The organism is uncultured Roseibium sp. (assembly GCF_947496995.1).
GTDB lineage: Bacteria > Pseudomonadota > Alphaproteobacteria > Rhizobiales > Stappiaceae > Roseibium.
On the sequence record NZ_CANMFD010000004.1, the window covers coordinates 246,721 to 261,532 of the forward strand.

At 59.4% G+C, this 14,812-nt stretch carries 16 protein-coding genes; 8 read left to right on the top strand and 8 right to left on the bottom strand.

Annotation, left to right across the window (positions count from 1 at the left end; translation table 11 throughout):
• The first annotated feature begins 26 nt into the window (after positions 1-26).
• A complete protein-coding gene (locus Q1B40_RS17160; protein ID WP_299817011.1) occupies positions 27-1,487 on the top strand; it encodes a hypothetical protein in 1,461 nt (486 codons plus the stop codon).
• Between the two features lie 265 nt (positions 1,488-1,752).
• Complete coding sequence (locus tag Q1B40_RS17165) at positions 1,753-2,247, top strand: hypothetical protein (RefSeq protein ID WP_299817013.1); 495 nt, start codon at positions 1,753-1,755, stop codon at positions 2,245-2,247.
• A 56-nt stretch (positions 2,248-2,303) separates the two neighbouring features.
• On the opposite strand, the gene Q1B40_RS17170 is transcribed toward Q1B40_RS17165, so the two are convergent.
• Positions 2,304-3,035, bottom strand: a complete 732-nt coding sequence (locus Q1B40_RS17170) for a trypsin-like peptidase domain-containing protein (protein ID WP_299817014.1) — start codon at positions 3,033-3,035, stop codon at positions 2,304-2,306.
• A 571-nt stretch (positions 3,036-3,606) separates the two neighbouring features.
• On the opposite strand from Q1B40_RS17170, the gene Q1B40_RS17175 reads away from it, so the two are divergent.
• The 6 genes from Q1B40_RS17175 to Q1B40_RS17200 all read left to right on the top strand — a co-directional run bounded on the left by Q1B40_RS17175 (position 3,607) and on the right by Q1B40_RS17200 (position 8,167).
• On the top strand, positions 3,607-4,218 hold the full coding sequence (locus Q1B40_RS17175; protein ID WP_299817016.1) for a CDP-alcohol phosphatidyltransferase family protein: 612 nt from the start codon (positions 3,607-3,609) through the stop codon (positions 4,216-4,218).
• Positions 4,215-5,147, top strand: coding sequence for a phosphatidate cytidylyltransferase (locus tag Q1B40_RS17180; RefSeq protein ID WP_299817018.1), 933 nt, complete (start codon positions 4,215-4,217; stop codon positions 5,145-5,147). Before Q1B40_RS17175 ends, Q1B40_RS17180 begins: the two co-directional genes overlap by 4 nt.
• A gap of 249 nt (positions 5,148-5,396) precedes the next feature.
• Positions 5,397-6,035, top strand: coding sequence for a lysophospholipid acyltransferase family protein (locus Q1B40_RS17185; RefSeq protein ID WP_299817020.1), 639 nt, complete (start codon positions 5,397-5,399; stop codon positions 6,033-6,035).
• A gap of 4 nt (positions 6,036-6,039) precedes the next feature.
• A complete protein-coding gene (locus tag Q1B40_RS17190; protein ID WP_299817022.1) occupies positions 6,040-6,564 on the top strand; it encodes a hypothetical protein in 525 nt (174 codons plus the stop codon).
• 213 nt (positions 6,565-6,777) lie between these two features.
• Complete coding sequence (locus Q1B40_RS17195; RefSeq protein WP_299817024.1) at positions 6,778-7,749, top strand: hypothetical protein; 972 nt, start codon at positions 6,778-6,780, stop codon at positions 7,747-7,749.
• A gap of 28 nt (positions 7,750-7,777) precedes the next feature.
• Positions 7,778-8,167, top strand: a complete 390-nt coding sequence (locus Q1B40_RS17200; RefSeq protein WP_299817026.1) for a hypothetical protein — start codon at positions 7,778-7,780, stop codon at positions 8,165-8,167.
• Positions 8,168-8,331: 164 nt separating this feature from the next.
• Here Q1B40_RS17200 and cckA read toward each other — a convergent pair whose 3' ends face one another.
• From cckA to flgB, 7 genes are all read right to left on the bottom strand, one after another.
• Positions 8,332-10,884 (bottom strand): cell cycle histidine kinase CckA, encoded by a 2,553-nt coding sequence (gene cckA / locus Q1B40_RS17205; RefSeq protein ID WP_299817028.1) that lies wholly within the window; start codon positions 10,882-10,884, stop codon positions 8,332-8,334.
• Between the two features lie 150 nt (positions 10,885-11,034).
• Positions 11,035-12,114 carry a flagellar biosynthesis protein FlhB gene (gene flhB, locus Q1B40_RS17210; RefSeq protein ID WP_299817030.1) on the bottom strand — a complete coding sequence of 360 codons (1,080 nt, stop codon included), beginning with the start codon at positions 12,112-12,114 and terminating at the stop codon, positions 11,035-11,037.
• Positions 12,115-12,123: 9 nt separating this feature from the next.
• Positions 12,124-12,897 (bottom strand): flagellar biosynthetic protein FliR, encoded by a 774-nt coding sequence (gene fliR / locus Q1B40_RS17215; protein WP_299817032.1) that lies wholly within the window; start codon positions 12,895-12,897, stop codon positions 12,124-12,126.
• A gap of 54 nt (positions 12,898-12,951) precedes the next feature.
• Positions 12,952-13,218, bottom strand: a complete 267-nt coding sequence (fliQ, locus tag Q1B40_RS17220) for a flagellar biosynthesis protein FliQ (protein ID WP_299817034.1) — start codon at positions 13,216-13,218, stop codon at positions 12,952-12,954.
• Positions 13,219-13,303: 85 nt separating this feature from the next.
• Entirely contained in the window at positions 13,304-13,618 is a 315-nt protein-coding gene (locus Q1B40_RS17225; protein WP_299817036.1) for a flagellar hook-basal body complex protein FliE, read from the bottom strand.
• Between the two features lie 39 nt (positions 13,619-13,657).
• On the bottom strand, positions 13,658-14,068 hold the full coding sequence (gene flgC / locus Q1B40_RS17230; RefSeq protein ID WP_299817038.1) for a flagellar basal body rod protein FlgC: 411 nt from the start codon (positions 14,066-14,068) through the stop codon (positions 13,658-13,660).
• 77 nt (positions 14,069-14,145) lie between these two features.
• Positions 14,146-14,550 carry a flagellar basal body rod protein FlgB gene (flgB, locus tag Q1B40_RS17235; protein WP_299817040.1) on the bottom strand — a complete coding sequence of 135 codons (405 nt, stop codon included), beginning with the start codon at positions 14,548-14,550 and terminating at the stop codon, positions 14,146-14,148.
• Between the last annotated feature and the right edge of the window lie 262 nt (positions 14,551-14,812).

Here is a 14,812-nt window from a genome sequence, read left to right on the forward strand (position 1 = left end):
CACCCCGCTTGCAGGAAAGCTGACACATGCTGACCGGACGCGAGACCCTCGGCACCATCGAACAGTCCCTTCAGGACCTGCGCCGCGAGGAAGCCGAACTCAGCAAGCGCATCGAACGCTCGACGCGGGCGCTCACCGATCTGCAGGAACGCCAGAGCGAAGCCTATCGCGATCTCGCCCGCTTCCGCCTGGATTCCGATGCCGCCGGTGCGTTGAACACCCGCCTCGACAGCGCCGCACGCGAAGCCCGGAGACTTCTGGACAAACGCAGCGCCGACTACAAGGTGCTAAGCGAACAGCTCCGCCAGTGCGAGAGCGAGCGCTTTCAGCTTCAGAAAAAGCGCGGCGAACTGGACAGCACCCGCGACGCCGCCGAAAACCAGATGGATGAACTGATGGAGGCGGTCGACAGCCGCCTAGAGAACGACAGCGCCTATCAGGCCCAGAACCGCGCCACGGAAGCCGCGCTCGCGACGGCGGAAGCTGCCGCCGCCAAGGCGAAAACTTCTGCCCGGGACCGCGCCGAAAAGGGCAAGGCCTATGACGAAGATCCCTTGTTCATCTATCTGTGGCAGCGCGGCTTTGGCACGCCCGATTACACGCACCGGGGCATCGTGCGCTCTCTGGACGGCTGGGTTGCCGGTCTGATCCGCTTTCACGACGCGCGCGCCAACTACGCCATGCTGACTGGCATTCCCGAACGCATGGCAAGACACGCAGAACACTGCGCGCAGATTGCCCGCCAGGAACAGGCAAAGCTCGCCGAATTCAGCCGCAACGCCATGACGGACGCTGCCGGGACGGATCTTGTCGGTTCTATCGAGACTTACAGCGAGGACATCGACCGCATCGACGGTGAGCTGGACACGCTGGACCGGCGCATCGAGACGCTCTCCACCGCCCTTGCGGAGTTTTCAGGCGGCGAAGACGCCGATTTCCTGAAGGCGGAGGAACACCTGTCCGTCTCCCTGCAGGCCGACGACCTGACCGACCTGTGGCGCGCGGCACACGACACGCCTTCCCCCGACGACGAAAAAATCGTCCAGCGGATCGAGGACCTGAAGGACCGCATCGAGCAGGTCGCGCGCGAAATCCGCCAGGACCGTGAACTGCAACGCGATATCAGCCGGCGGCGTACCGAACTGGCGGACGTTATCAAGCGCTTCCGCTCCAGCGGCTACGGCAGCTGGGAATCCACCTTCTCCGACAACAAGCTCACCACGGTGCTTCTGGGGGAACTCGTGAAGGGCGCCATCACGGGGGCGGATTACTGGGCCCGGGCCGAACGCTCGCACAAACGGCGCAAACCGCGCGGCCGCAAGGTGGCCTTTCCACGCGGCACCGGGCTGCCGAAATCCATGGGAGGTTTCGGCGGATCCGGAGGACCGGGTGGCAATTTTCCAGGTAGCGACGGGTTTGGTGGCGGAGGCTTCAAAACCGGCGGTGGATTTGGCGGCGGCGGCTTCAAGACGGGCGATCATTTTTAACCGCACCACCAAACGCAAATTGCGCCCCGCTGCTGCCACAACGCTTCGTTAGGAGAGCTGTGGCAGGCTGCGGTCCGAAGAGCAGTAAGACAGTTTTTTGCACTCCGGCGCCGGATCGGACTGCATTCATATGGAACCAATTGATTGCAGAGCGGTTGTTCAGTTTTAATGTGCCAGAGCATCTTGCCCGCCTGAACACGGGCGCGGATGATTTGCTCCACAATGCGGAAAGCGGTTTATGATCTATTCAAATGCGGGAAAGCAGATGCGGAACCTTCTAGTTATCGGCCTGAGCGCCCTCGCCCTGGCCGCCTGCCAGAGCGGCTCGAGCCGCCGGGCCGCCCTTCCCGATCAGCCGCAGCTGGATGTTCCGGCCGGCGCCCAAAGCGTCAATATTGCCGCCGGTCCGACCAATGTCCGCGCCGCGCTTGTTTCCAGCGCACAGGAACGCGGCACGGTCGTCTTGCAGGATGAACCGAACATGGTCGTCCTGGAAAGGCCGATGACCGGCGAAAATCCCGCCCTCGATTCCGAATTCGGCCCTTCCGACAACGGCCAGCGCGTCATCCGCATCCGCGTGCGCTTCACCGGAACGCCCTGCCAGACGCTGGCGGTCCAGGACCTCGCGGTGATCAACAATGTGCGCACCGCCTTGGAACAGAGCTTCGTGCTGCCGGGCAACCAGAACACCATGCAGAGCCTTCAGGGCCTGAAGTCCCGCGCCGAACAGGGCAGCTCCTGCCCGCCGCTTTCCTCCTGATTGTAACCCGCCTTCGAAAGAGACGCCGGCCGCCGGAGCGGCCGGACCGTTCCCGATCAGGCCTCGGTCAGCGTAATCAGGATATCCGCATACCAGGCACAGTTCAGGCCCAGCGCTTCGTCGAGCTCCATGTCGCGTGTGCCAACGTCCAGGCGTGCGGAATGGACGCCGAGCAGTTTCCACGGCAGATCCCCTTCCATGCCTTCCAGATCGGGCGCACGCATCACCACGGCCGCGCCGCTTATGCCGCGGTGCGTCCGGCCGTCGGTCAGGAAATAACCCATGCCCTCGAAGCGGAACCCGAACGAGGAGGCAACGACGGCGTGCCGCACCACAGGCATGTGGTGCAGCGTGTCGTGGAAGCCGAGCGGGAACCCGACCACCAGGATCGATGAACCGACCTCGACCTGATCGTGCGGGTTGACCAGGTGCTCGGGCCCGAAGACGCGATAGAGCTGGTCTTCCGGCAGGGCGTCCTTTTCAAGCTCGATAACCGCGACATCGATCTCGCCGGCGGTATCCGTTCCCTGACGCCACAGGCTCGTTCCATCACGGTAGAGCGGTATCGAAAGCCCGATCGACTCGGCAAGGTTCTGCGGATTGTTATGCAGCTCGATCTCGATGCGCGTCGGGAGGTGATCGCTTTCCTTGTCGATCATGACATGGCGGCTGGTCACCAGGAAAAGCCTGTCTTCCCGCCTGAAGAAAAAGCCGCTGGCGTTGGTCAGATGCTGCTCCCCGTTGAAGGTGGAGACGCGCGGCGTGGTGAGCAGAATGGGATCGATCATCGAACCAGCCGCTCCTCTGACCGGAATCTCTCAATTCCACCTGTTACCGGATTTGAAACCGTCACTCTTTTCTCCTGTCGAAAGTCCGCGGGCCCGGTAGATGTCATATCCGCCGGGGTGTTTCGAAATTTTTGCATGTCGCGGTAGCGGGCAAACTCCGCAGCTCCGCATTCGTTCCCTCACAATAACACGAGCGAAGCGTGCGCCGGGTCACCGCCGTGCTGTTTGCAAGATTTCATCTGTATTTCCTGCCGTTGTATCGCTTCCGGCGCCACGCATTGGTCGAACCTGCAGCCCCCGGCCAGACGACCCTTCAACAGTGTGCCCGTCGGCCCTGGTTGTTCTCCTTCACTGCTCACATCTTCGTTTCCAGACCGCCGGGGCCGGACGCGGACAAGAAGATGGAGAGCTGCGCGGAGGTCACCGCCGGGCTGATAGGACTTGGAATTATTCCTGTAAGTGCTTAGTCTCGCGCGGCGCGATATCGCTTCGGTTTCGCGGCAGTTTAAAGCATTTGATGCGTCGCTCCGGCCTTTTCAGACAGCGTTTCGCAACATTCTCGGATTTTTGAATGCCAACCGTTTATCAGCTTAAATCCCGCTTTCAGGATCTGCTCCGCCCGCTTTGCCGCAGCCTTGCGGCGGCAGGCATCACCGCCAATCAGGTGACGCTCGCGGCTCTGGGACTTTCGCTTCTGGAAGGCATGGCGCTCTGGCTGTTTCCGGGGGCCTTTCTGCCGCTTTTGCTGCTTCCGGTCGTCCTATTCATCCGCATGGGTCTCAATGCCATCGACGGCATGCTGGCACGCGAGCATGACCAGAAGTCGGATCTCGGCGCTGTCCTCAACGAACTCGGCGATGTTGTGTCCGACGCCGCCCTCTACCTGCCCTTCGCGCTCCTGCCTTTTGTCTCCGGCCCGCTCGTTGTCGGGCTCGTGGTCCTTGCGCTCATCGGCGAGATGACCGGCGTCATCGGCGTTCAGATCGGCGCCAGCCGCCGCTATGACGGCCCCTTCGGCAAGAGCGACCGGGCGGTGCTCTTCGGCCTCTGTGGCCTTCTGATGGCCTTCGGGCTGACCAGCCCCCTCCTCTATCAGATCCTCTTCGGGGCCGGGCTGGCCCTTTCGGCGCTCACCATCCTGAACCGTTCCCGCGCGGCCATTGAAGAGAAGAAATCCGCATGAACCTTCAGCTCCAGACACTTCACTGGGCCCTGATCGGCATCTGGGGTCTGCTCGCCGTGGCAAGCGTTATCGTCTATGCGATTTCCAGGCGCTCCCGGAAGAACATGAGCGAACTCGTCGAGCGTACCCGCAGCTGGTGGGTCATGGTGGCGATCTTCACGGTTTCGTTTCTGGTCAGCAACACGCTTTCCATCATCGTCTTCGCGCTGATCAGCTTCCTGGCGCTGAAGGAATATTTTTCCATGATCCCAACCCGCCGGGCCGACCGTCGGGTGCTCTTCTGGGCGTATCTTGCGATCCCGGTCCAGTATTTCTGGGTTTATGACAGCTACTACGGCATGTTCGCCGTGTTCATCCCGGTCTACATGTTCCTCTTCCTGCCCTTCGCCAGCCTGCTGACCCAGCAGACGGAAGGGTTCCTGAAAGCCGTTGGAACGCTCAACTGGGGACTGATGCTGTGCGTCTTTTCCATCAGCCACGCAGCCTTCCTGCTGATCCTGCCGCCGACCGCGGAAAACAGCGCGGGCGGGCCCGGTCTGCTGCTGTTCCTGATCTTCCTGACCCAGTTCAACGATGTCGCCCAATATACCTGGGGCAAGCTGCTCGGCCGCCACAAGATTGTCCCGGGTGTCAGTCCGAACAAGACCTGGGAAGGCTTTCTGGGGGGCGTCGCCACCACGTTCGTTCTCGCGCTCCTGACCGCCCCGCTGGTCACGCCCTTCGACATGGCGCATGCGGCATTGGCCGGCCTGCTTATTCCGATTGCCGGTTTCATCGGCGATGTCACCGTTTCGGCCCTGAAACGCGACCTCGGCGTCAAGGACACCGGCAGTCTTATCCCGGGCCACGGCGGCATTCTCGACCGCATCGACAGCCTCACCTACACCGCCCCGCTGTTCTTCCACTTCACCCGGTATTTCTATTACTAGGGGCGGTACCAGGATGACTATTCTCGCGGTGGCCCGGCGGCTCTCCCGATATCCCTTTCTCTCTGTCGTCACCCCGGACGCAGCGAAGCGAAGATCCGGGGCCGGAGCGCCTCTGCGGGTGCAGGATACACGAACCATCCCGGCTGAGCCCAGGGTTCTCCGGTCCCGGCTCGCGCTGCGCTTGACCGGGATGACGGTGGAAAAGACCGGGATTTGCCGCAACGGCCCGCAGAAGAAGGTGAGATACTGATGCTCCAGAAAGCCTTCTATATCGTCATCAGGATCGCGGTTCTGTTTCTCCTCGGGCTGAATGTCCGCCGCAAGGAGCTGCTGCCGGTGAAGGGTCCTGCGATCATCGTCGCCAATCACAACAGCCATCTGGACACGATGGTGCTGATGGCGCTGATGCCGCTGTCACGACTGAAGGACATCAAGCCGGTTGCCGCAGCGGACTATTTCTTCTCCTCCCCGGCCAAGGCGTGGCTGTCGGAACATGTGCTGGGCATCATTCCGGTGGAACGCCGCCGCAAGGATGGCCACGACAGATCGAAGGATCCGCTGCAGGGCTGCTACGACGCTCTGGGCGACGGCAAGGTCCTCATCCTCTTCCCGGAGGGCTCACGCGGCGAACCGGAGCAGATGACCGACCTCAAGAAAGGCGTCTCCTATCTGGCCGAGCGCTTTCCGCAAGCCCCAGTGGTGCCTGTTTTCACCCACGGGCTGGGCAAGGCCCTGCCCAGAGGGTCTTTCCTGCTGGTGCCGTTCTTCTGCGATATTTTCGTTGGCGAACCAATGACCTGGGAGGGAAACCGGATTCAGTTCATGAGCGCGCTTCAGGACCGTTTCGCCGCGCTCTCCAAGGAAAAGACCTTTGCGCCCTGGGAGTAGGACATTGGCCGCCCTGTGGGGCTTTGCCGAGGCGACGCTGTTTTTCATCGTCCCGGACGTGCTGCTAACCAGCCTGGCACTGACGTCCCTCAAAAAAGCACTTTGGGCCGCCCTGGCAGCGGCGCTTGCAGCTGCCGTCGGCGGTGCCCTGATCTGGAGTTGCGCGCACTACGCGCCCCAGGTGAGCCGTTCGGTGCTGCTGCAGGTGCCCGGCATCTCGGAAAATACCTTCGCCGCCGTCCGGCTTTATCTGGAAAGCGGCCTCTTTCAGGGCATGTTGCAGGGTGCCTTTTCCGGCGTGCCTTACAAAATCTTCGCAGCCGATGCCGGAATGAACGGCACCAGCCTCTGGGCCTTCGCCCTGCTCTCGCCCATCGCCCGGCTGCCGAGGTTCATGGTGATGGTTCTGATTGCCTGGGGGCTCTCGCGGTTGGTTGGCGAACGGCTGCCGAACGGCGCAAAGCTGGCGGCAAGCCTTGTGCTGTGGATCATTTTTTACATCTTTTATTTCAAAGTATTTGGGTGGTGAGTGCTCCTTGACTTCAAACCGCTCCCGGCAAAAGCAAAGAAAGACCGGGATTTTAGTTCCAAAGGCGGTCATATCGGACCTTACGAACGAAATTTCCTGGCTGCGCCGTATATGTATCCGGTGTTCCCCGAAAATAAGCCTTTCTTCCGATCCGCCTAAGCTTTAATGTGTAAAAATTACTTTCTAAATTTAAAATTGTATTGGAGTTTGGAATTGGGCAGCGGTCAATTGCAGCAAGCGGCCGATACGGCAGCTAAATCAATTTCCGGTCTGGCGCAGTCGCTTGAAGCTTTAGCGCTCTCGGCACTTCAGTCCAAAAACAAGGACGGGATCCCCTCCTACCCCATCGCTAATATGGGGAATATTCATTTGAGGGGAGACAAATCCAGCGCAGCTTTATTGCAGTCGGCTATTGACCATCTGACGACGAAAGCCAAAACATCGCAACCATTTACCGAGGACGACAAAGAATTTATGAAGTCTTTGTTTGAATCCTTCTGGTACGGCGGCACCTTCAAGGGTTATTATGAGGCGGCCATCCTTGCGAACCATTACGTAAACGGCGCAGGAGCAAGGCTCTTCATAAACCCGGACTGTTATATTGATTCCGTAATTGTCCGGGACACGATGACCGCAATGGTCAACTATTTGAAAACGCAAAATTACACGTCCTCCAACCACCTGGAACTTAAAAGTTCAAATCCCCAATTCCTGAATTCGCCTTCCGCCAATGGCCTGAAACGGCAACACCGAAAGCTGAACAGCCAAGGGCATGTTCTTCCCGGAGGCGCATTGCTTAGCGAACAAGACAATCTCAGACTCAAAAACGCGGATCATCGCTTCTTTCTCAAGGTTACAGCGAGGAAAGGCAGTATCTCTCAAAGTTTTTACGATGCCTGTACGAGTGTAAAGAACACCTGGAACAACGGACTTCAGGGCAATATCCACTCTGCCCTCGGAATTGGAGATGCTCAAAACTCTGTAGAAAACTTGAAGAATCTGGATGACGATTACGCGCTCTATTGGAGCGTTGAAAGCCTCTACGATTTTGAGCCCTTCCCTAAGTCGTATTTCACAAACTTGCCCATCTCAACAGGCGTTACCCTGAAGCTGCCGGACGGGTTATCTCATCATTTGACAAAGGTGGGTGTTGCCAGTGATTTCTACTATTATTCGGAATGGTGACACTTTGAGTTGCCCGCGATCGTGCGTCATGCGTTCCGTGGCAGTCATTCTGGCATTACTGACCATCTCATGCGACCGGGAGGCCACCGAAGATGGTGCCTCTCCGTGCTTTGACCAGGATGTCCTGAAAGAATATCAAAATCCGGAAATCGCTTTGCAGAACAAAATGCTCATGCTCAGGCAAAGCGGTTTTCAGGATAAGATTTTTATTCTTGAAATTTACCCAATCGACACGACATTCGACCATTGCAACCGGGGCTCTCACGAGCCTTTGGCACAGCAAGTTGTCAACCCGCAGGAGGGTGTCCTGCAATCGATAATCCTTCAGGGAGAGGATATAAAACTCATTCAGAAAAAAAATGAACCCGCTTCAGAATTGCCAATAACGGACGTTCCTATTCAAATCTTGCACGAATAGCATTGAACCGATAGCCCGACTGTCTTCGCCGCCGGGGCAGCAAAGTCATGGTGGTTGAAAACCTGATCCGGATTTCTCACCGGACCCCACGCGGTCTCGCGGACATTCGAATTTACAACCCTTTTACCAACCGCGAATGGTTTTTTTCAATTACGCGCCAGCCCCTACCCGTTCAGGACATCCTTCACCGTCGTCGCCAGCTGTTTCAGCGTGAACGGTTTGGCCAGGAAGAAGAATTTCTCGCCCGGCGGCAGGTTTTCCTCAAACGCGTCTTCCGCGTAACCGGAGACGAAGATGATCTTCAGGTCCGGCTGGGTCTTGCGCAGCTCGACGAGCAGGGTCGGACCGTCCATTTCCGGCATCACCACATCGGAGACGACGAGATCGATCTTTCCGTCCGTCTCTTCCATCACCTCCAGCGCCTCGTTGCCGGAGGCGGCCTCGTAGACGGTATAGCCGCGTGAGGCGAGCGCACGGGCACCGAAGGCGCGCACGGCCTCCTCGTCCTCCACCAGGAGGATGGAGGCGGACCCGGTGAGATCGGTGACCTTTTCCGGCTCTTTTTCCTTCGGTTCCGGCTTCTTTTCTTCCACGAACTGCGGAATGTGGCGCGGCAGGAACAGGCGGAAAGTCGTTCCCGCATCCACTTCCGACGTGCAGAAGACGAAACCGCCGGTCTGCTTGACGATGCCGTAAACGGTTGACAGGCCGAGGCCAGTGCCCTTGCCGACTTCCTTGGTGGAGAAGAACGGATCGAAGATCTTCTCCATGATGTCCGCCGGCATGCCGTGGCCGGTGTCCTCGACCTCCACCAGCGTATATTCGCCCGGCGGCATGCCGCGGACGTTGTCGAACTGGGTGCTCTCGGCCTCCGACACGTTGCGGGTGCGGATGGTCAGCCGGCCGCCATCGGCCATGGCGTCGCCCGCATTCACTGCAAGGTTGACGATCACCTGTTCCAGCTGGTTGAGATCCGCCATCACCGGCCACAGGTCGCGGCCGTGGATAACCTTCAACTCCACTTTTTCGCCCAGAAGGCGGTCGAGCAGGATGGACAGATCCGCCAGAACGTCATTGAGCTCAAGCTGCTGCGGGCGCAGCGTCTGGCGGCGGGAGAAGGCCAGCAACTGCCGCACGAGACCGGCGGCGCGGTTGGCGTTCTGCTTGATGTTCATGATGTCCTGGAAGGACGGATCGGTCGGCCGGTGGCTGGCCAGCAGCAGGTCGGAGAAGCCTATGATTGCCGTCAGGACGTTGTTGAAGTCATGGGCGACACCGCCGGCCAACTGGCCGATCGCCTGCATTTTCTGGCTTTGCGCGAACTGGGCCTCAAGGGCGCGCTGCTGGGTGGTCTCCAGCGCGTAGACAATCGCCGCCTCCCCGTCGCCCTCGCCTTCCTGAACGGCGGAAACATAAAAGGTGGCCGAACGCGGATCGTTGCCTTCAACCAGCGGAATGTCGATCGGCGCGATCTCGCCGATCCCGTTGGAAGCAGCCGACAGGGCCCTGGCAAGATGCTCCCGGCCGTTTTCGGCTACATAGGCTTCCAGCTTCGGCGACTCGTCACCGGTATCAACCGCGCCGAACAGCTTCAGGAACGGCGCGTTTGTCCTCAGAACCCTGCCTTCCTTGTCCAGCGAGGCAATGGCGATGGGCGTGTTGTTGAAGAAACGCGCGAAACGGACTTCCGCGGCCCTGAGGGCTTCGGAGACCTCTTCGCCGCGCGAGCGGTTGAGCACCAGCGTACGGCTGTCGCCCGGCTGGCCGTTTTCTCCGAAGGGCACCCGGTGCAGCAGGCGCACAGGCAGCCCGCGCCCGTTGCGGGTGACGAAATCGAGATCGAAGGTTTCGCTCTTGACCTCTCCGGCTTGCCCCTTGAGCGAACGGATGAGCTCCGTGCCGTCCCCGCGCACGATGCTCGACAGATCGAGATCGCCGGCATCGAACTGGGCAAGGTCATAGCCGAGCCAGTCGGCAAGCGTCGCGTTCAGATAGACGAGACGGCCTTCCGCGTCACAGGAGAAGAAACCCGCCGGCGCATGATCGAGGAAATTGATGACGCGCTGCAGCTCCTGAAAGGAGTTTTCCTGCTCGGCACGATCACGGGTGATGTCGGCCAGTTGCCACACAGCCATCGGCTTGCCGCCGCCGCGCTCCTTCGGCACCTGCAGCGGGCGAACCGACACCCGGTACCAGCGGGCCGCGCCTTCCGCACGCCCGAGCGGAACCGGCATGCGGATCTCCTCCTGCGCCCTGCGGCTCTCGCGCATGGCCTGGGACAGACGGAAGATCGCGTCGGCCGCATCGGGGTCGGAGGAAAAGACACGTTCGATCACACGAATGTCGGCAGCGGATTCCGCGCCGGTCAGATCCGCGTAGGACTTGTTGGCATAGACGAGGCGACCGTCCAGATCGGTGATCAGGGCGCCGTCTTCCAGAGTGTCGACGAAGGCGGAGGCAAGCGGGTTGGCTTCGCCCGGACGGGCGGACAGGCGCAGGAAGCCTATTGCACCGGCAAAAAGGCAAAATACGCCGACCACGGCCAGGATGCCGAGCAGCGCAAGAATGAACGGCTGGGCGACGTCACGGTCCATGACCGCGAAGGCAGCAGCCGCGCCGACGAGCAATAACGCCAGACCTATCAACAGACCAATATTCCCGGAACGCTCCGGCCGGCTGATCATCGGCCCGCTCGGCGTTCCGTCCATGTCACTCATTCGCCTTGTCTCCCCGGCCCGATTCGGTTTTTGAACGGGCCGTTTCCAAGCATTCTGTGCTTGAGCGCCAAATTCAACTTATATGAAGGCAAGTCCTGTTGAAATTCACCTGTTTGCCCCGGTAATCAAACCGGCAGCGCCCCTCAGGGACTATTTACTGCGCCAGGATGCCCGCCGACGCATGCGGAAGACGAAGCCGATGACTTCCGCGACAGCCTTGTAGTGTTCCTCGGGCACGTCCCGATCGATGTCAACCGTAGCGTAAAGAGCCCTCGCGAGTGGCGGATTCTCGATCACCGGAATCTCGTTTTCCTTCGCCACTTCCCGGATCCGGAACGCCACCGCGTCCGTTCCCTTGGCAAGGCATAGAGGCGCCTCCATGCCTTCCTCGTATTTCAGCGCCACCGCGTAGTGGGTCGGGTTGGTGACAACCACTGTCGCCAGGGGAACCGAAGCCATCATGCGCTTGCGCGAGCGCTCCATGCGCAACTGCCGGATCTTGCCCTTGACGAGCGGGTCGCCTTCCGTCTGCTTGTATTCGTCCTTGACCTCGCGCAGCGACATCTTCTGCTTGTTGAACCATTTGTTGCGCTGGTAAACGAAATCGGCGCCCGCGACAACGGTCATCACTGCAAGAATTGCTGCCAGAAGCTGCAGGATCAGCACTCTTGCTTCCGGCAGGATCACCGAGGGGTCCGCATAGATCATGATGTCGGCCTCGTCGCGGTGCGGCCACATGACCGCGACCATGACCGAGCCGACAACCGAGATCTTGACCATGCCCTTGGCGAAATTCACCAGACTGTCAGCGGAAAACAGCCGTTTGAACCCGGAGGCCGGTGAAATCTTGGACAGTTTGGGCTTGATCGTCTCGGCGGTGAACAGCGGCTGGTGCTGAATGAGATTTCCCGCGACCGCCATCAGCACAAGCATGAGCAAGGGCACGCCGACAATAAGCGCAACCGATTGTCCGGTATCGCGCCACAATGCCCTGAGGGCGTAGCCGTCGACGGGCATCTGGTAGGAATGCTCCAGGTAGCCCTTCATCAGATCGCCGAGCCAGGCCGCTGCCGAGGGCGCGAAAATGGCAATCATCAGGGTCGCACCGGCCAGGGTGAACCAGGTGCTGACCTCCTGCGATTTGGGAACGTCCCCCTTGTCATGCGCCTCTTTGAGACGCTTTTGTGTGGGGTCCTCTGTCTTTTCTGAGTCGTCGCTACCCTCTGCCATCGTGCAGCGTTATCCCAATATGAACTTGCCGAGCGACTCCTGAAAATGTTCCAGATAGAACATCATCATCGTCGTCAGAAGAACCATGAACATGAACAGCCCGATCGCGATATTCACGGGCATGGCGATAAAGAAGATCTGCATCTGCGGCATCAGCTTGTTGAGCAGGCCGAGACCGAAATAGAAGACGAGACCGACAACCAGAAAAGGCGCACTTACGCGCGCCGCAATCGAAAACACATGGGAGACAGTCTCCGCTGCGTTCTTCGAAAAGTCGCCGACAGGCGGCGTTGTTCCCGGCGGAAAGATCTCAAAGCTGTCATAGATCGCGGCAATCACCAGATAGTGGCTGTCGGTGACAAAGACCAGCGTGATGCCGAGGATCGACAGGAAGTTGCCGTAGAGTGCGCCCTGCTGGCCTTCATTGGCGATATCCGTTCCAAGCGCGAAAGCCATGCCGGACTGGTTCGCCACGATGACACCGGCGATCTGCAGAACGGAAGTGATCATCCTGGCGCAAAGACCGATTCCGAAGCCGATGGCGAGTTCTCCGCCAAGCAGGAGAAGAAGGCGGAAGGGATCGGCAGTCAGTCCGGCCGGATACTGCGGCCCGATAACAGGATAAAGGACGAGGGTCAGCGCAAGGGCGATGGTCAGACGGAACCGCATCGGGATGGAACTTTCCCCGAGGGCTGGAAGCAGCATGACCATCGTGCCGAGACGCGCGAACATCAGCATGAACACCGCGACGACATCCGGCAGGAAATTGAGCTGAACGGTCATATTCCCTCCCGGATCGCCTTTCCCGCAGTCCCGCGCAGGCAGGACGCTCTGCCTCTAGCTCGTCGCAAGGATCATCTCGGCCACCCGCGCCATGAAAGCCTGCAACAACTGGCTCATGAAAGGCAGTGTGATCAGCATCGTCAGGAAAATCGCCAGGATCTTCGGGACAAAGACGAGTGTCATTTCCTGGATCTGCGTCAGCGCCTGAAACAGGGCGATGACGACACCGACAAGCAGACCGACGATCATGATCGGCCCGGCCACCAGGATCATCGTCCAGACCGCTTCGCGGGCAAGATCGAGAACTTCACCGCCTGTCATCGCACGCCCCTCCAGACCATGATGTCCGCGCTCGGTTGAACGCGGACACGAAGCTCGGCCACTTCAAGATTTGATCCAGGTCGGGTCAGATCGGCATCCGCATGATTTCTTCGTAAGCGGAAATGACGCGGTCCCTGACCGCCACCATCGTTTCCAGGGCAAGTTCGGTCTCTGCGATCGCGGTGACCACGTCGACGACATCCGCCTTGCCTTCGATCAGTCCGACAGCCTTGTCGTCCGCCTGTTGCCCCTTGTCGACAACGGTCCCGACGGCTTCGCTCACCATCTTGCCGAAATCGACCATTTCCGCCTTCGGGGCAGAATCCTCCACACCGGGCATCTGCTGCTGCAGTCGCGCGGCCATCTGGTAGGCATTGTTTGCAATTGACGCTGTGGACATGAGCTCCACTCCTTAGTCCGTGTGGACGAATTGCGAGGATCAGGCCCGCAGGATGTCGATGGTTCGCTGCAGCATCCGCCGCGTCGATTCGATAACGTTCAGGTTGGCCTCGTAGGACCGCTGCGCTTCACGCATGTCGGTGGTTTCGATCAGCGTGTTGACGTTCGGCTGCAGCACGTATCCGTTCTCGTCGGCAGCCGGGTGTCCGGGCATGTGAACCGACTTGAAATCTGTCTTGTCTTCGGCGATCGGTCCCAGTTCCACCGTTTCGGCGCCCAGCTCCTTGTCGAACTGGGTCTTGAACGTCGGGATCTTCCGCCGGTAAGGCTCTTCTTCCGGTGTCTTGGCGGTCGAATTCGCGTTGGCGATATTCTCCGCGATGATCCGCATGCGCCCGTTTTGCGCTTTCAGACCGCTTGCCGAAACAAACAGCGATTTGATCAGGTCCATGTCGTCGGTCCTTTTGTCTCATTTTCCTGCGGCACGCCCCGACAACTCCGGGTCCGGGAGCATGCGCGAAAGCCGACCTATGCGCTTTTCGACAACGCGGTCCGGATCAGGCCCATTCCCTTGGTGTAGAGCGTCGTCGCGGCCTGGTAATCCATCTGGTTCTCGGTGATCTTCATCATCTGCTCTTCCAGGTTGACGCTGTTGCCGCTGGGCGTAACCTCAAAGGAATCCATCTCTTCGATCTTGGCGTCCTTGGTGCCTGAAATGTTTCCGGTGATGTGACCGGCGCGCGTCGTGTCGGTGGACAGCGCCAGCGCTCCCCGGCTCAAATGGTCCTTGAAACTGTAGGCCTTGACCTCTCGCGCCCCGTATCCCGGCGTATCCGCATTGGCGATGTTTTCGGCAAGCACACCCTGTCTCGCCTGATGCCACCGCATCTTCGATTTCAGCGCCTGGAACAGCGGCAGATCCGTCACAGCCATTTAATTCACCATTTGTTAACCACCAGGCAATGATTGCCGGGCAAATGGTTAATGAAAGGTTAACGCGAGCTTCGCGCATAGGGGCAGTTCATTCAGAAACCCGTGGAAGAGGGTAATATTCCTTTGCATTTCGCAATTTGAACCCTGCACATGACGGGCAAAATTTGCCTGCTTCTGTTAACGTCAAGACCTAGTGAGATTCGAAGCGGATCAGCAAGCGGAACAAACAGTCTTTGAGCCAGGGCCGATGCCTTTACGGCAA